At 63.3% G+C, this 20910-nt stretch carries 16 protein-coding genes; 11 read left to right on the top strand and 5 right to left on the bottom strand.

Annotated elements, in window-relative coordinates:
• Positions 1-8 precede the first annotated feature (8 nt).
• Both B0G80_RS40960 and B0G80_RS40965 read right to left on the bottom strand, forming a co-directional pair.
• On the bottom strand, positions 9-761 hold the full coding sequence (locus B0G80_RS40960; RefSeq protein ID WP_106277671.1) for an IclR family transcriptional regulator: 753 nt from the start codon (positions 759-761) through the stop codon (positions 9-11).
• Positions 762-879: 118 nt separating this feature from the next.
• Positions 880-1716 (bottom strand): IclR family transcriptional regulator, encoded by an 837-nt coding sequence (locus tag B0G80_RS40965; protein ID WP_116123228.1) that lies wholly within the window; start codon positions 1714-1716, stop codon positions 880-882.
• 205 nt (positions 1717-1921) lie between these two features.
• Here B0G80_RS40965 and B0G80_RS40970 point away from each other — a divergent pair, with 205 nt between their 5' ends.
• Together B0G80_RS40970 and B0G80_RS40975 are read left to right on the top strand one after the other, a co-directional pair.
• Positions 1922-3577, top strand: a complete 1656-nt coding sequence (locus B0G80_RS40970) for a GMC family oxidoreductase (RefSeq protein ID WP_116123229.1) — start codon at positions 1922-1924, stop codon at positions 3575-3577.
• Positions 3578-3767: 190 nt separating this feature from the next.
• The gene (locus B0G80_RS40975) at positions 3768-5078 is read left to right on the top strand and encodes an MFS transporter (RefSeq protein ID WP_106276977.1); all 1311 of its coding nucleotides are present in this window, start codon (positions 3768-3770) and stop codon (positions 5076-5078) included.
• Positions 5079-5197: 119 nt separating this feature from the next.
• Here B0G80_RS40975 and B0G80_RS40980 read toward each other — a convergent pair whose 3' ends face one another.
• The 3 genes from B0G80_RS40980 to B0G80_RS40990 all read right to left on the bottom strand — a co-directional run bounded on the left by B0G80_RS40980 (position 5198) and on the right by B0G80_RS40990 (position 6703).
• Complete coding sequence (locus B0G80_RS40980; protein WP_116123230.1) at positions 5198-5575, bottom strand: type II toxin-antitoxin system VapC family toxin; 378 nt, start codon at positions 5573-5575, stop codon at positions 5198-5200.
• Positions 5575-5805, bottom strand: coding sequence for a type II toxin-antitoxin system Phd/YefM family antitoxin (locus B0G80_RS40985; protein ID WP_116123231.1), 231 nt, complete (start codon positions 5803-5805; stop codon positions 5575-5577). Before B0G80_RS40985 ends, B0G80_RS40980 begins: the two co-directional genes overlap by 1 nt.
• Before the next feature lie 133 nt (positions 5806-5938).
• The gene (locus tag B0G80_RS40990; RefSeq protein ID WP_116123232.1) at positions 5939-6703 is read right to left on the bottom strand and encodes an IclR family transcriptional regulator; all 765 of its coding nucleotides are present in this window, start codon (positions 6701-6703) and stop codon (positions 5939-5941) included.
• 204 nt (positions 6704-6907) lie between these two features.
• On the opposite strand from B0G80_RS40990, the gene sauS reads away from it, so the two are divergent.
• The 9 genes from sauS to B0G80_RS41035 all read left to right on the top strand — a co-directional run bounded on the left by sauS (position 6908) and on the right by B0G80_RS41035 (position 20907).
• Positions 6908-8353 (top strand): acylating sulfoacetaldehyde dehydrogenase, encoded by a 1446-nt coding sequence (gene sauS / locus B0G80_RS40995; RefSeq protein ID WP_116123233.1) that lies wholly within the window; start codon positions 6908-6910, stop codon positions 8351-8353.
• Positions 8350-10005: an AMP-binding protein gene (locus B0G80_RS41000; protein ID WP_116123234.1), complete on the top strand. Its 1656-nt coding sequence runs from the start codon at positions 8350-8352 to the stop codon at positions 10003-10005. Before sauS ends, B0G80_RS41000 begins: the two co-directional genes overlap by 4 nt.
• Before the next feature lie 68 nt (positions 10006-10073).
• On the top strand, positions 10074-11456 hold the full coding sequence (locus B0G80_RS41005) for an MFS transporter (protein ID WP_116123235.1): 1383 nt from the start codon (positions 10074-10076) through the stop codon (positions 11454-11456).
• A 269-nt stretch (positions 11457-11725) separates the two neighbouring features.
• Entirely contained in the window at positions 11726-12028 is a 303-nt protein-coding gene (locus B0G80_RS41010) for a DUF4148 domain-containing protein (protein WP_116123236.1), read from the top strand.
• Between the two features lie 89 nt (positions 12029-12117).
• Complete coding sequence (locus B0G80_RS41015) at positions 12118-12474, top strand: DUF4148 domain-containing protein (protein ID WP_116123237.1); 357 nt, start codon at positions 12118-12120, stop codon at positions 12472-12474.
• A 472-nt stretch (positions 12475-12946) separates the two neighbouring features.
• Positions 12947-14500 (top strand): SulP family inorganic anion transporter, encoded by a 1554-nt coding sequence (locus tag B0G80_RS41020; RefSeq protein ID WP_258879261.1) that lies wholly within the window; start codon positions 12947-12949, stop codon positions 14498-14500.
• A 306-nt stretch (positions 14501-14806) separates the two neighbouring features.
• Positions 14807-16114: a TolC family protein gene (locus B0G80_RS41025; RefSeq protein ID WP_116123239.1), complete on the top strand. Its 1308-nt coding sequence runs from the start codon at positions 14807-14809 to the stop codon at positions 16112-16114.
• A 13-nt stretch (positions 16115-16127) separates the two neighbouring features.
• Positions 16128-17603, top strand: coding sequence for an efflux RND transporter periplasmic adaptor subunit (locus tag B0G80_RS41030; protein ID WP_116123937.1), 1476 nt, complete (start codon positions 16128-16130; stop codon positions 17601-17603).
• 82 nt (positions 17604-17685) lie between these two features.
• Positions 17686-20907: an efflux RND transporter permease subunit gene (locus tag B0G80_RS41035; RefSeq protein ID WP_116123240.1), complete on the top strand. Its 3222-nt coding sequence runs from the start codon at positions 17686-17688 to the stop codon at positions 20905-20907.
• The last annotated feature ends 3 nt before the right edge of the window (positions 20908-20910 follow it).

A 20910-nucleotide genomic window follows, 5' to 3' on the forward strand; every position in this document is an offset into this window, starting at 1 on the left:
CGCTCGCGTCAGAAGGTTGCCGCGAGTTCCCTGGCGGCTTCCTGAAGGCGCGGCACGAATTCGAGCGCGCGTGAGAGCGGCGCGCGCGAAACCGGCGCATGCACGGCGATCGCCGCGATACAGGTGCCGTTCGCATCGACCACGGGCGCCGCCACGCACACGATGCCGGCCAGAAACTCTTCGTTATCGATCGCGATGCGCTTGTGCGCAGTGCGGTCGAGTTCCGCTTCCAGTAATTCCGGATCGGTGATGGTGTTTTGCGTGAAGCGTTCAAGCTTCAGCGCGCGCACGAGCGCCGAGCGCTGTTCACGCGGCAGCATGGAGAGCAGCAGCTTGCCGCTCGCGCTGCAATACGCGGGGACATGCGAACCGGGTTTGAGATCGAGGCGCAGCGGCCACGGCGCTTCCATGCGGTCGAGGTACAGCACCTCGGTTTCATGCAGCATGGTGAGATTGCAGGTCTCGCCGAGATCGGCCACCAGACGCGCGAGGATCGCATGACGCAGGCGCCGCGCGCCGGAATGCATCACGACGCCCAACGCGAGCTGCGCGAGCCGCGGCCCGATCACGTACGCGTTCTTCTGGCCAGGCTCGCGGATCACCAGACCGCCCGCCTCCAGCGAAGCCAGCATGCGATGCAGCGACGCCTTGGGCAGCGCGACATCTTGCGCGATGTCGGCAAGCGAAACCGGGCCGTCCGTGTTGACGAGGTGTTCGAGCAACGCAAACGCGCGCAGCGTCGGAGTGTCCGCTTTGGTCATGCCTGCCGTTCCGGAAAATGGATCGGCGTCATTGTACAACTCGGCTTCGGGTCGTCCGGCCTTGGCGTCGCGGCCCGGGGGCTCTGCCGTGTCTAACGGATCGCTCATGGGAAAGGCCTCAGCGCTCATGGTACGGATGCTCAGTGGAAGGGCCGGCGGATAACAGCGGGGCGAGCTTCAGCGCCGCGTCCTTGAGTCTTGGCACGGCCTTCAGCAAATCGTTCAGACTCGCGCGCGCGGTCGGCGCGTGAATCGCCAGCGCGGCGAGCACGTGCCCATTGCCGGCATCGCGCACCGGCACCGCGACCGCCACCATGCCGCGCACCAGTTCCTCGTTGTCGATGCCGATCCCGCGCACCGCGAGCCGGTCGAGTTCCGCTTCAAGCAGATTCAGTTCCGTCAGCGTGCTCTGCGTTCTGCGCTCCAGCGTCAGCCGCGCGAGAACGGGACGGCGCTCGGCCGGCGGCATCTGCGAGAGAAACAGCTTGCCGCTCGCGGTGCAATGCAGCGGCACGCGCGTGCCGGGCTGCAGATGCAGGCGCAGCGGCTCGGCGGTCTCCACGCGCTCCAGATAGAGGACAGTGTCGCGGTCGAGCGCGGTGAGGTTGCACGTCTCGCCGAGCGTCTCCACCAGTGAGCGCAGCACCGAACGGCAGGCTCGCCCGAACGTGTTATTCGACAGCGTGGTGAGCGCCAGCTGCGCCGCCTTCGGGCCCAGCGTGATGCCGCGATCCGTGCCGCGCGAATCGGGCAGATGCGTTACGTAGCCCTGCACTTCGAGCGATTCGATCAGCCGCATCAGCGTGGCCTTGGGAATGTGCAGGCGCAGCGAGAGTTGCGAAAGCGAAGACGGCTGTCCCGCGGCCGCGAGCTGCTCGAGCACGGCCAAGGCGCGCAGCGCCCGTGAATCCTCGGCGAGAGGTTCACCGCGTGGGGACGAGCAGGGTGCTTGCATACGCTTCCTTGCGATCGATCAGTGGCTGTCCAGCGTCCGCGTACGTTGCGCGGGCCGGCCGGTCATTTCCGAAAGTGAAACAAAAAGCGCTGTTTCTGTTTCAGATGAGCCGATAGTAGCGGGAATTTCTTGATCAGGAAACGGGCTGAACATAAATTTCAACGAAACATACCGTTTTTTATAAAACATGCAGGAGACAGGTCACATGGCAGACCGATTCGACTTCGTCGTCGTCGGCGCGGGATCCGCGGGTTGCGTGCTGGCGAACCGGCTTTCCGAAGGCGGCCGCTACTCGGTGTGTCTACTCGAAGCCGGTCCCGCCGACCGCTTCATGTGGATTCATATCCCCATCGGCTATGGCAAGACGATGTTTCACCCGGTCTACAACTGGGGCTTCTATACCGATCCCGATCCGAACATGCACAATCGCCGGCTCTACTGGCCGCGCGGCCGCACGCTGGGCGGCAGCAGTTCGATCAACGGTCTGATCTATGTGCGTGGACAGCGGGACGATTACGACAACTGGGCACGGCTCGGCAATCGCGGATGGAGCTGGCAAGATTGCCTGCCGTATTTCAAGCGATTGGAACATAACGAACTGGGTGAAGGTCCGACGCGCGGTGTCGACGGACCGTTGTGGGCTTCGACGATCAAGCAGCGCCACGAACTGGTCGACGCGTTTGTCGCGGCCTCGAATTCGTTAGGCGTGGCAAGCATCGACGACTTCAATACGGGCGATCAGGAAGGCGTCGGCTACTATCAGCTCACCACCCGCCGCGGGTTTCGCTGCTCGACAGCCGTGGCTTATCTCAAACCCGCGCGGCAGCGGCAGAATCTGCATGTGGAAACCGATGCGATGGCTTCGAAGATTCTCTTCGAAGGCACCCGCGCCTGTGGCGTGCAGTATCGGCAACATGGCGAGTTGCGCGAAGTGCGCGCCAATCGCGAAGTGATTCTGACGGCCGGTGCATTGCAGTCGCCGCAATTGCTGCAACTGTCCGGCGTGGGGCCGGCCGCGCTGCTGCGCGAGTTCGGCATTCCGGTGGTGGCCAATCGCGCGGGCGTCGGCGAGAACCTGCAGGACCATCTGCAAATCCGTCTGATCTATGAAGTGACGAAGCCGATCACGACCAACGATCAACTGCGTTCATGGACGGGGCGCGCGAAGATGGGCCTGCAATGGGCGCTGATGCGCAGCGGCCCGCTCGCGGTCGGCATCAACCAGGGCGGCATGTTCTGTCGCGCCCTGCCTGAAGAATCGGCGACGCCGGATATCCAGTTCCACTTCTCCACGTTGTCGGCGGACTCCGCTGGTGGCAACGTCCACGATTTTCCCGGCTGCACTTACTCGATCTGCCAGTTGCGCCCCGAATCGCGCGGCGTGGTGCGTATTCGCAGTGCCGATCCGCGTGAGGCGCCGTCCATTCAGCCCAACTATCTGGACACCGATCTGGACCGACGCACGACCGTTGCCGGCGTGCGTTTCGCGCGCCGCGTCGCGGCGGCGCAACCGATGGCCGGGCTGATGAAACGCGAGGTGCGGCCGGGCGCGGACGCACAGACGGACGACGAACTGCTCGATTTCTGCCGGGAGTATGGGCAGACAATTTTCCACCCATCTGGTACAGCGAAGATGGGAACGGCGGGCGATCCGCTCGCGGTGGTCGATGAACGTTTGCGCGTGTACGGCACGCAAGGGCTGCGCGTGGTGGATTGCTCGATCATGCCGACGCTCGTGTCGGGCAATACGAACGTGCCGATCGTGATGGTGGCTGAAAAAGCGTCGGACATGATTCTGCGCGACGCAAGCGGCGTCGATCGAGGTGTGGCGACGACGCCCGCGGCGAAAGTGGCCGCTTGATCCAGCAAATGAAGTCGCAGGTGCAAGACGACGGCGGGCGATGTCCGCCGTAATACGCAGCCGCGCAACGTCCGGTGAATGGATGGCCCGTGGTCTGCACACAAACCGCCCCGGAGGAGACAACTGGGGTTATCGGCCGGGCACGCGTGTCGATACGCGCGGCATGGCCGTCCATTGAGGAGCTGCTGCTATGGCAATCGATCCCCGCGCTATCCGGCGCGTTGCGTTCGCCAGTGTGATCGGCGCAACCGTCGAATGGTATGACTTTTTTCTTTACGGCGTGGTCGCCGGCATCGTATTCAACAAGCTCTATTTTCCCGCCAGCGATCCGCTCGTATCGACGCTGCTCGCGTACTCGACCTTTGCAGTGGGCTTCGTGACGCGGCCTTTGGGCGGCGTGATATTCGGCCACTTCGGCGACCGGATCGGCCGTAAGTCTGCGTTGATTCTGACGCTCATTATCATGGGGATATCGACGGCAGGCGTCGCGTTCGTTCCCACCTACGCGCAGATCGGCATCTGGGCGCCGATCCTGTTGTTGTCGCTGCGCGTGCTGCAGGGGATCGGGCTCGGCGGCGAATGGGGCGGCGCGGTGCTGATGGCCTATGAGTACGCGCCACCTGAAAAACGCGGCCTATATGCGAGCCTGCCGCAGATCGGTTTGTCGATCGGACTTTGTCTCGCATCGGGGATGGTCGCGGCGCTCTCACGCTTACTGCCCGAGACGGCCTTCCTGTCGTGGGGCTGGCGGATCGCGTTCGGCGCATCGCTCGGTCTCGTTCTGATCGGTCTGTACATTCGCGCCAAGGTGATGGAGACGCCGGAATTTCTCGCGCTCAAACGCAATCGGCGCGAAGCGAAGATTCCGTTCGTGGACATGATCACGCGCTATCGCGGCGCCGTGGTGCTCGGCATGGGCGCGCGTTATATCGACGGCGTGTTCTTCAATATCTTCGCCGTGTTTTCGATCGGCTACCTCACGCAACATGTGTCGATGAGCCGTACCGATGCGTTGCTCGGCGTGATGATCGCGGCCGGCGTGATGTGCTTTTTCATCCCGCTGTTCGGCAGCATGTCCGATAAGCTCGGCCGCGCGCGCGTGTATTTCTGGGGCTCGCTGATTTGCGGCGTGTCGGTGTTTCCGGCCTTCTGGCTCATTGAAATGCAGCCGGCCAACACGCTGTTGATCTGGGCGGCCATCGTGGTGCCGTTCGGCATTTTCTACGCGATGGTGTACGGCCCGGAGGCGGCATTGTTTGCCGAACTGTTCGACGCCGAAGTGCGCTACACGGGTATCTCGTTCGTGTATCAGTTCTCGGGTATCTTCGCGAGCGGCCTCACACCGATCATCGCGACGATCCTGATGCGGCTGAACGGCGGCAAGCCATGGACCGTGTGCGCGTATGTGCTGTTCTCGGCTTTGATATCGGCGCTGTCGGTGCGGGCTATAGAGAGGAAGCGGGCGGGTGGGTTCGATGCGGTGGTGCATGCGCGGTCGTGATCTCGCAGGGTGATCGCCGACCGACGCCCATCCCTCTCTACAATCGCTGACACGTGGGCGAGCGATCGAGACCGGTGCGGTGGTCCCGAAACTGCATCTCGGTTGCTCGCCGGTTGAAGCTAGACGGTCAAAACGAGTTCGCTGTATTTCGACAGATGGCCGTCCACACTGATGAGCCGCAACGGTTCCGCCATGGCCTGCGCAAGGAGAATCCGGTCAAACGGATCACGATGGACGTCCGGCAGATTGCGAACCATCGCCGCATGTGCAGCCTTGACAGGCAGTTCAGAAAATCCGCTCGCCTCGATTTCGGCAACGAGCTGATCGATGTCCGCGTCGAGTTTGCCGAGCCCCACCTTGATCGATGCCTCCCAGATGCTCGCGGCGCTGACGAAGACTTCGTCAGCATCGAGAATGATCTTGCGCGCGGCTGCGCTCAATTTCGGATCGTCCGTGACCGCCCAGAGGTAGATATGCGTGTCGAGAAGTACGCGCATCAATTGCCCTCGAATGCTGCGATAACGTCATCAGGCAAAGGCGCGTCAAAGTCATCCGCGATGCGTACCGCGCCCTTGAGGGCGCCAAAGCGCCGGGCAGGCTTAGTGATCGCGACAAGACGCGCCGCCGGCTTGCCGGCTTTTGCGATCAGGATTTCCTCGCCGCCAGCAGCGGCGTCGACCAACCGCGAAAAATTAGTCTTTGCTTCGTGAATATTGACTGTCAACATGATGGCTCCTAGTGGACTTAGTCCATGTTAGTCCATCAGCGTTCTCCGGTCAATCCGCTCATGAAACGCGCTGCCCACGCCGCTTCATGAAGCCGCGCCATATACGCGTACGTCGTTGGGGTTTTCAGCGGCTTCACTCTTGAAACGTCTTCGCCGTCTCTTCCGCCGCGTGGCGCAAATCAGGCACGAACGCGAGCAGATCGTCGAGCGTGACTCTGCCCACCGGCGCCTGCACGGCAATCGCCGCGCAGGCGCGATTGCGATCCAGCATCACCGGCACGGCAATCGCGATCAGCCCTTGCAGATGTTCCTGGTTGTTGATCGCGAGCAACCGCCGCCGCGTGGTGGTCAATTCCTTGCGCAGTGCGTCGCGGTCGGTGATCGTCCGTTCCGAATAGCCGCGCAGCGGCAGCGTCTCGATCACGCGTTCGCGCCGGTCTTTCGGCAGAAAGCTCAGCAGCAGTTTGCCGCTTGCGGAGCAGTGCAGCGGCACATGCGAACCCGGCTGCAAATGCATGCGCAACGGCCATTCGGTTTCTACACGATCCACGTAGACCACATCGTTGCCTGACAGCATGGTCAGATTGCAGGTCTCGCCGATTTTCGCCACCAGTTGTTCGAGCAGCACGTGGCGCGCGGCGGCCGGTCCCGCATGCATCAGCACATTGACCGCAAGCATGCGCACGCGTGGCGAACATTCGTAAAGACGATCGCCCGCGCCGCGCGTGACGAGCCACGCATCCATCAATTGCACGAGGATGCGGTGAACGGTCTGCTTGGGCAGGCCGAGCGCATTGACGAGCTCGGTCATCGAGAGCGGGCTGCCCGCTTCGGCCAGCGTTTCGAGTACACGAAACGCGCGCACTGCAGCTGCATTCGACTGGTTCGATGTCGACATCCCACTCCCGCGCCTGTGTATTCACAGCGTTGATTTTGCATCGACTTCATTGCTTTTCGGGACTATGGAAAGTACCGAATTTTGCGTTTTCCGATGCTGGCGAACCCACTGCGATGGATAGCTCGAAAAACGGGACTTCGCCATCAGCGCGGCTGGCTAGATTGATAGCACTGCAATCAATCTATTCACGCGGAGCGAATCCATATGAACGTCAGGGCCACAGGAGCCGAAATCGCGGGCCACCATGCGGACGGCGAAGCCGAGCGCATCGTCGCCACGCTGGTTGCGAAGGCGCGCGCGGCGCAGCGCGCTTTCGAGCATGCAGGACAACAGGCGCTCGACACCGCCGCCGACGCCGCCGCGTGGGCCATCATGGAGCCCGAGCGCAACCGGCAACTGGCGGAACGCGCCGTGCACGATACGGGCCTCGGCAACGCCGACGACAAGTTCCGCAAGAACTACCGCAAAACACTCGGCCTGCTGCGCGATTTGCACGGGCAAAAGACCACCGGCGTGATCGCCGAAGACAAAGCAAGCGGCCTCGTCGAGATTGCGCGCGCGGTCGGCGTGGTGGCGGCGATCACGCCGTCGACCAATCCGGCGGCGACGCCGGCCAACAAGATCATCAACGCGCTCAAATGCGGCAATGCAGTAATCGTCGCGCCGTCCCCGAAAGGTTACTCGTCTTGCGCGTTGCTGATCGAGTTCATTCACACGCAATTCGCGAAGGCCGGTATCGATCCGGACCTCGTGCAGATGCTGCCCGCGCCGATCAGCAAGGCGGCGACCGCTGCGTTGATGCGGCAGTGCGATCTGGTCGTCGCCACCGGCTCTCAGGCAAACGTGCGCATGGCATACGCGAGCGGCACGCCCGCGTTCGGCGTGGGCGCGGGCAACGTGGCCTCGATCGTCACGGCATCCGCGGATTTGCATGATGCGGCGCGCAAGATCCTGCGCTCGAAGACTTTCGACAACGCGACGAGCTGCTCGTCAGAAAACAGCATCGTGATCGAAGACGCGATCTATCAGCCGATGCTGGCCGAGCTGACCGCGTGCGGCGGCGTACTCCTCGACGCCGCGCAGAAGGCCCGCCTGCAGGCTGCGATGTGGGTCAACGGCAAGCTCTCCGAACAGTGCACCGCTAAATCCGCCGAGGTGATCGCGCGCGTGGCGGGTCTGGAGGAAGTCGCCGCGCGTCATCCCGCTTTCCTGATGGTGGAGGAGAGCGGTGCGGGCAGCAACTATCCATTCTCCGGCGAGAAACTCGCGCCTGTCCTTACCGTATATCGCGCCGCCGATTTCGATGCCGCGGCCGAAGTCGTACGCAGCATCTATGCATACATGGGCGCGGGCCATTCGGTCGGACTGCATTCGAGCGATGCCGCGCAAGCGGTCTATCTCGGCGTGACGTTGCCCGTCGCGCGCGTGATCGTGAATCAGGCGCATTGCCTGGCCACCGGCGGCAACTTCGATAACGGTTTGCCGTTCTCGCTGTCGATGGGCTGTGGCACCTGGGGCCGCAATAACTTCTCGGGAAATCTGGGCTTCCGCCACTATCTGAACACCACGCGGGTCGCCTATCCGATCGAAGAGCGCGTGCCGGAAACGGACGAATTGCTCGGCGACTTCTTCGCGAGGTACGGCCGATGAACACGCCCGCCACCCTTCGCGCGCTGATCGACGAGCGCGCTGCACAGCATCCGGACAAGCCTTTCCTGCTCGCCGCGCTCGACGACGATGAAACACCGATCCCCGATCGGCGCGCGACCGTCCTGACGTTTCGCCAATTGCGCGACGACTGCCGCGTGCTGGAGGCGCGCTTCAAAGAAGCCGGCCTGCAGCCGGGCGACGTCATTTCCGTGTTCATGGGCAACGGCATTCAGACGGCCCGTCTACTGCTCGCTGCCATGTACAGCGGGCTTGTCGCCAATCCGCTCAATCTGCTGTGCCAGCCCTCGCAGGTGCGCTATATCGTCGAACACTCGGATACGCGGATGATCTTCGCCGCACGCGACACGCAAGCTGCGATCGGCACGGCAGTCGCCGAATTGCACGCTGCCGGGCTGACGCGCGAGATCGCGTTGATCCAGACCGAACCGGAGGATGCCGAACCGCCTTCGCTGGCGAGGCACGAACCTGCATTAGTCGAAGCCACGGCACATGGCGCGAGCGCTGCCGCAGCGCCGGCGCTCGCGAAGCGCGGCGCCGCGCCGGGGCAAATGGCGGACCGCGCAACCGCGCACGAACCCACAGCAGCCGACGTCGCATTGCTGATGTACACCTCGGGCACCACTGGCACACCCAAAGGCGTCCTCCTGACGCATCGCAACCTGCTGGCGAACGCGCGCAACATCAGCGCCGAGCACCGGCTGACGCCGGACGATCGCGTGCTCGCGTCATTGCCGCTTTATCACATCAACGGTCTGGTCGTGACGCTTCTCGCGCCGCTGTTTCATGGCGGCTCCGCGGTCATGGCATCGCGCTTCTCCGCCCGCACGTTCTGGCGCGACGTCGCGCTACACGCCTGCACGTGGATCAACGTGGTGCCGACGATCGTCGCCTATCTGCTCAACGCCGACGAAGCATGCACCTACGATCTGTCGGCGCTGAAGTTTTGCCGCAGCGCGTCGGCCGCATTGCCCGCCGATCATCACCGCGCGTTCGAGGCGCGCTTCGGGATCGGCGTGATCGAAACCATGGGCATGACGGAAACCGCAGCGCCGGTCTTCAGCAATCCGTATGAAATGGACCGGCGGCGCGTCGGCAGCATCGGTCTGCCTTCGGGCAGTGAGGCGAGAGTGATCGATCGAGAAGGGCGCGAGTGCGCCGCCAACGAATGCGGCGAACTGGTGTTGCGCGGCGAGCAGGTGATGGGCGGCTATTACAAGCAGCCCGGAGAGACAGCCGCTGCCTTTACGCCGGACGGCTGGCTGCGCACCGGCGACCTCGGTTATCGCGACGCGGACGGCTACTTCTACATCAACGGGCGCGCGAAAGAACTGATTATCAAAGGCGGCGAGAACATTGCGCCGCGCGAAATCGACGAAGCATTGTTGCGTCATCCCGATGTGCTGGATGCCGCGGCGGTCGGCGTGCCCGACGCGGCCTACGGCCAGGAGATCGTCGCTTTCGTGGTGCCGCGTACGAGCGAGGGACGCGGCGCACCCGATCCGGCGGACCTGCGCGAGCACTGCGTGCGCGAACTCGGACGCTACAAGACGCCGAAAGAGTTTCGCTTCGTCGATGAACTGCCGCGCGGACCTTCCGGCAAGGTGCAGCGGCTCAAGCTGGTGCCCACCTGACGCGGCGCCGCTCGCGGCCGTCGTCGACGCGCAGTAGAGATCGATACATACAATAGAAAGGAGACAGCATGGAAACCCGTATCCGGCGTGTCAAGACACGCCATATCATCCTGGCGGTCATGTGCCTGATGTACTTTATCTCGTACATCGATCGCGTGAACATTGCGGTCGCCGGTCCGTTGATTCGTCACGAAATGGGCCTGACGACCGTTCAACTCGGGCTGGTGTTCTCGGCCTTCGCTTATCCGTATGCGGCGATGCAGATTATCGGCGGCTGGCTCGCCGACAAGTACGGGCCGAAACTGGTACTCACCGTGCTGTCGCTGATCTGGGGCGTGGCCACGCTCGCCACCGGTTTCGCGGGCAGCGTCACCATGCTGGTCGTGATGCGCTTTGCGCTCGGCATCGGCGAAGGCGGCGCGTTTCCTACCGCGACGCGCGCCTTCACCTACTGGATGCCGGTGGCCGAGCGCGGTTTCGCGCAAGGCATCACGCATAGTTTCGCGCGTCTGGGCGGGGCGATCACGCCGCCGCTGGTGCTGGCCGTGGTGGCGACCGGCGGCTGGCGCGACGCGTTCATCCTGCTCGGCATCGCGAGCCTCGCGTGGACCGTGCTCTATCTCTTCGTGTTCACCAATTCGCCGGAACAGAACCGCCGCATCACGCCCGAGGAAACCGCGGAAATCGGCTACCGCGCCGGCGATTGCGACCGCGCCAAACATGCGGCCACGCCGTGGCGCAAGCTGGTGCGCCGCATGTGGCTCGTCACGTTCGTCGACTTCTGCTATGGCTGGCTGTTGTGGGTCTATCTGACGTGGCTGCCGTCTTATCTGCGCGAGTTGCGTGGATTCGATCTCAAGCAATTGGCGCTCTTTACCGCGCTGCCGCTGCTGGCGAGCGTGGTTGGCGACACGCTCGGCGGCGTCGTGTCGGACAAACTCTACAAGATCACGGGCCGCTTGCGCTTTGCGCGTTGCACGGTGCTGGTGGTGGGCATGGGCGGCTCGCTGGTGTTTCTGCTGCCGATGGTGTCCGCTACCGATCCGCTGACGGCCGTGTGGTTCCTGTCGGCTTCATTCTTCTTCCTCGAAATCACCAACCCGGTACTGTGGACGTTGCCGCTCGACATTGCCGGCAAGTATGCGGGCACGGCCGGCGGCATGATGAACACGGGCTTCGGCGTCGCGGGCATGGTGTCGCCGGTGGTGTTCGGCTATCTGATCGAGAAGACCGGCAGCTATAACGTGCCGTTCAACATCTCCGCGGGCCTGCTCGCGGTCGGCATCCTGGCGGCGCTTTTCATCGACACCAGCAAGACCGTCGAAGCCGATGAGGAGCGCGAGCGTGCCGCGGGCGTCGAGTTGGGCGGCATGCCGTCTTTCTTGCATGCGGGCGCGAGTGTGAGGCTGGAGCGCCATCACTTGCGCCGGCCGTTGCGGTGGCGCAAGTGATACGCGTGGCGTTAGTGACGTGAGTGACGTGAGCGACGCGAGTCGCGCGGCTCACGTCATGCACGCTTTCAGCCATTCACGCAAGGCGGCGCACGGGTGGCGCCGCCGCTTTTTATCTGCCGACTGGCCTGAGTGCGCATAAGCACGAGACGCTAGCATGGCCATACGGCATCCTGACAAAAACATCATCTTGTAATCATGCTGTCGACCCCTCCGCGAGTCAGACTGGCGTCAAGTTCATAACGACACCAGGTTGAAAGGAGGTTCAGATGAAGTTTCAAAAATTACTTGCCCTTGGTTTGCTTAGTGCTTCTTTATCCACGTTGGCATTCGCAGACGTGGAGCAGGCTTCTCCCAGACAGATCCCCATCGCGCAAGCGGAAATTTACGACGCCGCACCGCCGGTCAAATCAGCGCATCAGGGAAAAACACGTGCTGAAGTTCGCAAGGAGCTCATTCAGGCCTATAGGGACGGGCTCATACCGACTACCGAAGCCGACTATCCGCCGAGCAAATCGACTATCGAGCGCAACAAGGCGCTGTTTGCCGAATCCGAACGCCATTTCAGGTAATCGGCAAGCGTGGATTTTTCTCTCATTGTTGTCTCTCGCACTGTCCCCGCGAGCAGGCGCGACACTATTCGACAGTCACGGAGTCGCATATGAAATTGATCGTCACACTCTGGCTGACCTCGGCCTTACTTATTAGCTCCGCTGTCCAGGCTCAGGGATTGACGCGTGTCGAGGTGAAGCAGCAACTCACCGAGGCACAGGCCGACGGATTGCAGTACGTGACGGAGTCATCTTATCCGTTTGTTCATCCGAGTTTCTCTCACATGGTGAAGGTAAAGGTCGTGGCACAACCGGCGCAAAGCGGCGAGGGTGCGGAAGGTGACGAAGGCGGCGTGCCGGCGGGATCGCAGGAATCTGGCCGCGCGCCGCACGGAAACCCGATGCCTGGCGGCAATCCGCACTGTGTTGGGCCAGTCAGTTTCTGCGACATCTATTCAGGTTCGTGATGCTCGCCCTTGAGCACCGCGCCGCCGCTGGCATGGCAGACGAACCTGCCATGCCCATCCGAGGTAATGCACCGGAGTTTGTCACCGCGTTGCGTCAGCCGCACGCGCAAGCCTGCTTCTGAGCGTCAGCAAAAACGCGTATAGCGGCCAGCGTCACGCGTTGCACCGAAATCCCTTTCAGCAAGATCGCTAGCCAGCGCGCGTACCTGACTGAGTTCTCGTTTGTTGGTCATGTACACGCAGCTTGCGGCCATTAATCAGGCGACCGAAACATCAATCCACGTCACGTCGCGTCACGGATGAATGGATCGGCTTTGCGCGCCCGACGCGCCAGGCCAATCCATTGCCGGCTGCGCGGGCTGCGGCACGACGTGGAGACGATGGCCGGCCGATCCGCGGTGTTTGCGAGTGTGCGTCCCCGAAAACCCGGTCGATCTTCCTACCTTGTACAAAACGTCTGGATTACACAACCATCATGAATCTACGCGAACAGTTTGCATCGTTTCCCCGCGACATGTTTGCCGGCACTGTCGTCTTTCTCGTCGCGCTTCCGCTGTGTCTCGGCATTGCCAATGCAAGCGGCGTCGATCCGTTCGCCGGTCTGCTTTCCGGGATTATCGGCGGCCTTGTCGTTGGCTTGCTGAGCGGATCGCATCTGAGCGTCAGCGGTCCCGCGGCCGGGCTTGTGGTGATCGTCGTCGACGGGATTACCAGGCTCGGCAGCTTTCCTTCGTTTCTGATGGCGGTTCTGCTCGCTGGCGCCATGCAGTTCGGATTCGGCCTGCTTAAAGCAGGCCGCTTCGCCGCTTATGTGCCGACTTCGGTTATCAAGGGCATGTTGGCGGCGATCGGGCTGCTGCTCATCATCAAACAGACGCCGCTGGCGGCAGGGTTGGGCAACGGCGGCGCAGGCGGCACGGCGGGCACCATCACCACGCCGTTCGGCGCGATGTCCGTGGCCGCGTGCGCGATTGCGATCGTGTCGCTGGCGATCCTCACCAGTTGGGAAACCCGTGCCGCGCGACGCTTTGCTCTCGTGCGCTATGTGCCCGCGCCGCTCGCGGTCGTGTTGTTCGGCATTGCGCTCACGCTGTTGCTGGACTTCGTTGCTCCCGGCTTTGCACCGCCGCTCGAACATCGCGTGTCGTTGCCGTCGCTGGCCTCGCTTGCCGCATTGGACCAGGTGTTTAACTGGCCTCAATTGACGCACTTGCTGAACCCCGACGTTTGGCGCCTGGCAATGACCATCGCGATCGTTGCGAGTCTGGAGACGCTGCTCAGTCTCGAAGCCGTTGAGCAGATCGATCCGAAGAAACGCCCCGCGCAACCGGACCGCGAACTCAGGGCACAGGGTATCGGCAACATGGTGGCCGGTGCGATTGGCGGGTTGCCGATCACGTCCGTGATCGTCCGCAGTTCCGCCAACGTCAATGCGGGTGCGCAGAGCCGTTGGTCGGCTGTCGTACACGGCGTATTGCTGCTCGTGAGCGTTTTCGCGCTGACGGCGGTGATCAATCTGATTCCGCTCGCGAGCCTCGCCGCCATTCTGATCTTCACGGGTCTGAAGCTCGCCAAACCGTCGATGTTTGCGGATGCCGCCAGGCAAGGTCTTACGCGTTTCGTACCGTTCGTCGTGACGATCGGCGCCGTGCTGCTCACCGATCTGCTGATGGGCATCGTGCTAGGGATCGTGTGCAGCGTCGCGTTCGCCATTCATGTGCATATGCAGCGGCCGATCACGATGGCTCGGCACGACGACCACATCCTGCTTTCCTTGCGCAAGGACGTGTCGTTTCTCGCGAAGGTCAGTCTCAAGGAACATCTGAAGGCAATTCCTGATCGCGCCACGGTGATACTCGACGGCAGCCGCGCGGACTTCATCGATCCCGACGTGCGAGACATGATCGATGAATTTCTGGAGAACGCGCCGGCGCGGGGGATACATGTGGAGTGCCGGCAGTTGGATCCTGTTACCAGGGACAGCGTGAAGTTTGCGGGCTTCCGGATGTTTCTTCGCCGGCAATGAGCAGTCGCTATAGGGTTGTGATCGACCGGCGCATCAGGTCGTGGGTGGACGACGGTGCTCGACCTCGAACGGCATCGGCAGCACTGCCGTGGGCGAGTCTTCCCAGGCCAACCGTGCGGCGGGCATCGCCGCCGGCTACACACAACTCATTCCAGTCGTCACCGCATTGGGCGCGAGTGCCACCGCCGCCGCGGCTAACCCAGTCGCGTCGGCCGCGAAAGATGACAGAAATCTCATTTTTCCACCATGTTGGCATGGCGGCGGGACCGTAGCATCGGTCGCACCTAGTCAACATGTCACATCACCATGCTCACCCGCATCCTGGCTGCCGCACTCGCGATCGCTGCGGTGAACCCGGCCGTCGCGCAATCCGCTGCGCCGCTGGCGCAAGACAATCGACCTTCATCACCAATCGCACAAGCTGCGCCTCCCGAAGGTGCCGCCCTGTCGCTCGACGAGGCGCTCGGTATCGCCGCCGAGAACAACCCGTTGCTGCGCGGCGCGCGCGCCGAAGCCGACGCGTCGCGCGGCACGTTCATGCAGGCAGGCGCCCGCCCCAATCCGCAAATCTCGCTGCTGCAGGAAGGATTCGGCGGCATGGAGCGCACGTCGACGGCGCTCGTCAATCAGACCGTCGAACTCGGCGGTAAGCGTCAGGCGCGCCTCGACGTCGCCTCTTATGGGCGTGAAGTGGCGCTCGCGTCGCTCGATGCGCGCGGCGCGGCCCTACGCTCGGACGTCATCGCCGCGTTTTACGGCTTGCTCGCGGCGCAGCGTCAGTTGCAGGTGGCGCGCGAGTCCGCGGACATCGCGACGAGATCGGCGGAACTGGCGGACAAACGCGCGCGGGCCGGCAAGGTGTCGCCGGTCGAGGCGACCAAAGCGCGGGTCGCCGCAACCGGCGTTCAAATCGAACAGGCCAACGCGGCCTCGCGGCTGACCATCGCTGCGGAAAGGCTTTCGAACGTGACGGGCAGTCCGCTCGCGCGTGGACGTGCTGTGGCGGGCGACATCGAAAACGTGCCGGCGCTCGAACCGCTCGCCGGACTGTTGCCCCAACTGTCGGACGCGCCGCTCGCGCGCGCCGCCCAGGCTGAGACGCAGCGCAGCAACGCCGCGATCGCCGTCGAGCGCGCGAAACGTATCCCCGATATCACGTTCAGCGCGGGCATGAAGCGGGTCGTGACCGGCGGGGTGCCGGGCAACCAGGCGGTGGTCGGCGTTTCGATTCCGCTTCCGCTGTTCGACACCAACCGGGGTGCGCTGCTCGAATCGGTGCACAAAGCCGAGAAAGCGAGCGCCGATTTCGCCAGTGAAAAGGCGCGCCTGCAACTCGATCTGACTCAGGCGTACGCCAATTACGAGCGGTCGAGCCTGGAAGCGCGGCGTCTGAAAACGGATGTCCTGCCGGCCGCGCGCGAGGCGCTCGACGCAATGTCGCGCGGCTATGAGCTCGGCAAGTTCAGCTTCCTCGACGTCCTGGATGCGCAGCGCACGCTGTTTCAGGGCCAGTCGCAATACGTGCAGGCATTGACCGATGCGCACCTCGCCTACGCCGAAATCGATCGTCTGGTCGGCGTCCCGCTGCCTGGCCGCGCGCCCCGTCTACCTTGAAGGACTTCTCATGCTGAGTAGAAAAAAACTCATGGTCGCCACTGCGGCGACGCTTAGCGGCGTGAGCGTCGCGCTCGCCGTGTTCGCGATGACACGGGTGCCGTCGGAAACCGCGGGTGCTTCGGGCGCTGCCGGCACGTCGGCAAGCGCAACGGCTGCGCCCGGCCAGCATGGCGGCACCGTATTCCGAAATGGCGCGCTAGCCGCCGAAGTCGTCCTGTCCGAGAAGCCGGGCGACGCGCGGCTCGTCGTCTATCCTTTTGTCGAAGGCAAACCCGCCGACAAGGACGTGGGCGTGTCGGGTTCGATCAAGCGTTACGACGGTTCGATCCAGCCATTGCGATTCGCGTGGGCGGGGCAGAAGCTGACGTCCGCGGAACCGATCGCGAAGCCTCACGTCTTCGACGCATCCATCGACCTCCAGTGGCGCGGGCAATCCGCCTCGTTCGTGTTTTCGCGTGCCGATGGGGCGATCGCGCTCAGCGCGGCGCAAATCGAGGCGGCGCGGATTCGTCTCGACCGCGCCGGTCCCGCGCAGATTCTCGCGGCCTTCCAGTTTCCCGGTGAGATCAGATTCAATGAGGATCGGACAGCCCACGTCGTGCCGCGCGTGGCGGGCATCGTCGAGCGGGTAAATGTCTCGATCGGCGAGAAAGTCGTGCAGGGGCAAGTGCTGGCCGTCATCGCCAGCACCGATCTTGCGGATCGCCGAAGCGAGCTGTTGAGCGCGGAGCGCCGCCTCGCTGCCGCGCGGACTTCGTACCAACGCGAAAAGACGCTGTGGCAGGAGCGTATCTCGGCCGAGCAGGACTATCTCCAGGCGCAGGTGGTGTTGCGCGAAGCGGAGATCGCCACGCAAAACGCCCGCGCGAAGCTGGCCGCGCTGAATGCGCCGCCATCGGGCGGCGCGTTGAACCGTTACGAATTGCGCGCGCCGTTTGCCGGAACACTGGTCGAAAAGCACGTGACGCCCGGCGAGGCAATCGCGGCGGATGCCAAGGTGTTCGTTCTCTCCGATCTCTCGTCCGTGTGGGCCGAAATGGCGGTGCCTGCGCAGCGTCTGAACGATGTGCGTGTCGGCCGCGAAGCGACGGTCAGCGCCACCGCGTTCGACTCGAAGTCGAACGGCCCGATCGCCTACGTCGGCGCGTTGCTCGGCGAGCAGACCCGCACCGCGCCGGCGCGCGTCGTGCTGCCGAATCCGGACGGCGTCTGGCGGCCGGGCATGTTCGTCAATGTATCGGTGGATGCCGGCAAGCAAAGCGTGCCGCTCGCGGTCGCGAGCGACGCGCTGCAGGAGATCGACGGCGCGCCCGCGATCTTCGTGCAATCGCCGGGCGGTTTTGTTGCGCAAGCGGTCGAGACGGGACGGCGCGACGACAAGGTCATCGAAGTGCTGAAAGGACTTCGGCCGGGTCAAACGTACGCCGCTGCGAACAGCTTCGTCCTCAAGGCCGAACTCGGAAAGGGCAGCGCCGGGGAAGACTGACGCCTCGCCGCCATGAAGCTGCCGTGATCTGCCTTTGGCAGAGACCGCTTTTCCGAGCCCCGGTTTTCCAAGGACCCTTCGCATGTTCGAAAGACTGATTCGCTTTGCCATCGCGCACCGCTGGCTGGTCATGCTGGCCATGGCCGCCATCGCGGGATGGGGCGTGTACAGCTATCAGAAGCTGCCCATCGACGCCGTGCCCGACATCACCAACGTTCAGGTGCAGATCAACACCGCGGCGCCGGGCTATTCGCCGCTCGAAGCCGAGCAACGCATCACGTATCCGGTGGAGACCGCGATGGCCGGTCTTCCGAATCTGGCGCAGACGCGCTCCATCTCCCGCTACGGCCTGTCTCAGGTCACGGTGATCTTCAAGGACGGTACCGACATCTATTTCGCGCGTCAGCTCGTCAACGAACGGATTCAGGAAGCCAGAGACAAGCTGCCGCCCGGCGCGACGCCGGCGATGGGGCCGACCTCCACGGGTCTCGGCGAAATCTACCTTTGGACGGTGGAAGCCGACGCGTCGGCCGTCAAGCCCGACGGCACCCGCTACACGCCGGTGGATCTGCGCGAGCTTCAGGACTGGGTCGTCAAGCCTCAGTTGCGCAATGTTCCAGGTGTCACCGAGGTGAATTCCATCGGCGGCTACGTCAAGGAGTTCCGGGTCGCGCCGAGTCCCGCCAAGCTCATGTCTCACGGCCTGACGCTCGCGGACGTGGTGCGCGCGATCGACCGCAACAACGCCAACGTCGGCGCGGGCTATATCGAAAAACGTGGCGAGCAGTATCTCGTGCGCGTGCCCGGTCAGGCTCGCTCGGTCGACGACATCGCCAATGTCGTGATCACCAACATCGGCGGCGTGCCGGTTCGCATCAAGGATGTCGGACAGGTGGATATCGGCCGTGAATTGCGCACGGGCGCCGCGACCTCGAACGGCGAAGAGGTCGTGCTCGGTACGGTGTTCATGCTGATCGGGGAGAACAGCCGCACCGTCGCCAAGGCGGTCTCCGTCAAGATGGAGGACGTCAACCGCAGCTTGCCGCGAGGCGTGCGCGCGATTCCCGTGTACGACCGCACCGTGCTGGTTGAGAAAGCCGTGCAGACAGTGAAGAAGAACCTGCTCGAAGGCGCGGTGCTCGTGATCGTCGTGCTGTTCCTATTTCTCGGCAACCTGCGCGCGGCGCTGATCACGGCGCTCGTCATTCCGCTGTCGATGCTGATGACCTTCACCGGCATGGTCAATGCGAAGGTGAGCGCGAACCTCATGAGTCTGGGCGCACTCGACTTCGGGATCATCGTCGACGGCGCGGTTGTGATTGTCGAAAACTGTGTGAGGCGGCTGGCTCACGCGCAGGCGCTCGCCGGCCGGCCGCTGAGCCGCGAGGAGCGTTTCGCCGAAGTCTTCGGCGCGTCGCAGGAAGCGCGGCGCGCGCTGATATTCGGTCAACTGATCATCATGGTGGTCTATCTGCCGATTTTCGCGCTCACCGGCGTCGAGGCGAAGATGTTTCACCCGATGGCGGTGACGGTCGTGATGGCGCTTGCTGCCGCAATGCTATTGACGGTCACCTTCATCCCCGCCGCGGTGGCGTTGTTTATCGGCAAGCGCGTCGAAGAAAAGGAAAACGGCTTGATGGGTTGGGCGAGGCGCGTCTATGAGCCGCTGCTCAGCGCTTGCCTCGCGCGCCCGAAACGCGTGCTGGCGGGCGCGTTCCTGATCGTCACGCTGAGTATCGGCCTCGCGGCGCGCCTGGGCAGCGAGTTCATCCCGAGTCTGAACGAGGGCGACCTGGCCGTCGCTGCATTGCGCATTCCGGGTACGAGTCTGTCCCAATCGGTCGACATGCAAAAATCTATTGAGAAAACGTTGAAGCAACGGTTTCCCGAAATCGAGCGCGTCTTTGCCCGTACAGGGACAGCGGAAATCGCGGCGGATCCGATGCCGCCCAACCTGTCCGACGGCTACATCATGCTCAAGCCGACCGACAAATGGCCGGACCCGAACAAGTCGCGCGACACACTCGTTGCGGAGATCGAAGCCGTTCTTGGTGAATTGCCGGGGAACAGTTATGAATTTTCCCAGCCGATTCAACTCCGTTTCAACGAATTGATCTCTGGCGTGCGCAGCGATGTCGCGGTAAAACTCTTCGGTGACGACATGGGGGTGCTCAGCGACACAGGCAAGAAGATCGCGGCGGCCTTGCAGAAAGTGCCGGGCGCCGCGGAGGTCAAGATCGAACAAACCGGCGGCTTGCCGGTTCTCACCATCAACGTGGACCGAGACAAGCTGGCGCGCTATGGCGTCACGGTAGGCGACGTTCAGGACACGGTCGCGGCCGCGGTGGGCGGCCAGAAAACCGGCACGCTGTTTCAGGGCGACCGGCGTTTCGATATCGTCGTGCGCTTGCCGGACGAACTTCGCTCGGACATCGAAGCGATCAAGCGCTTGCCGATCGCGTTGCCGTTTGCCGCGGCGGCGGGCGGCAGCGTGCCGCTCGCGCAGGCGCCGTATGTGCCGCTCGCCGAACTGGCCACGGTCGATGTCGCGCCTGGTCCCAACCAGATCAGCCGCGAAGATGGCAAGCGGCGTGTGGTGGTGAGCGCGAATGTCCGTGGGCGCGATGTCGGCTCGTTCGTGGCGGACGCGCGCGAGCAGATCCGTCAGGACGTCCAGGTGCCTTCCGGTTACTGGTTGTCGTGGGGCGGCCAGTTCGAGCAGTTGCAAAGCGCGAGCGAGCGCCTGAAGCTGGTGGTGCCGCTTTCGCTCTTCATGGTGTTTGTTCTGCTGTTCATTATGTTCAATAATGCTAAGGATGGCTTGCTAGTCTTCACGGGTATTCCATTCGCACTGAGCGGCGGCGTGCTGTCGCTCTGGCTGCGGGGCATTCCGCTGTCCATTACCGCGGCGGTGGGGTTCATCGCGCTGTCGGGTGTCGCAGTCCTTAACGGGCTCGTCATGATTTCCTTCATCCGGAACCTGCGCGATGAAGGCACGGCGCTGGACGCGGCCGTCCAGGAGGGCGCCTTGACACGGCTGCGGCCCGTGCTCATGACAGCACTCGTCGCGTCGCTCGGCTTTTTGCCGATGGCGTTCGCAACCGGCACGGGCTCGGAGGTGCAGCGTCCGTTGGCAACGGTGGTCATCGGCGGCATCCTGTCGTCCACGGCCTTGACATTGCTGGTCTTGCCCGTACTGTACCGGTCGGCTCATTCGTCGTCATGGCGCGCCGCTGCATCGGGCTGGCTGGCGAAAACGTCGCCCGCTCAGCTGCTGCGGCGGCTGGGCATTTTTTCGAGGTAGCGG

It is taken from the genome of Paraburkholderia sp. BL6669N2 (genome assembly GCF_003387275.1).
GTDB lineage: Bacteria > Pseudomonadota > Gammaproteobacteria > Burkholderiales > Burkholderiaceae > Paraburkholderia.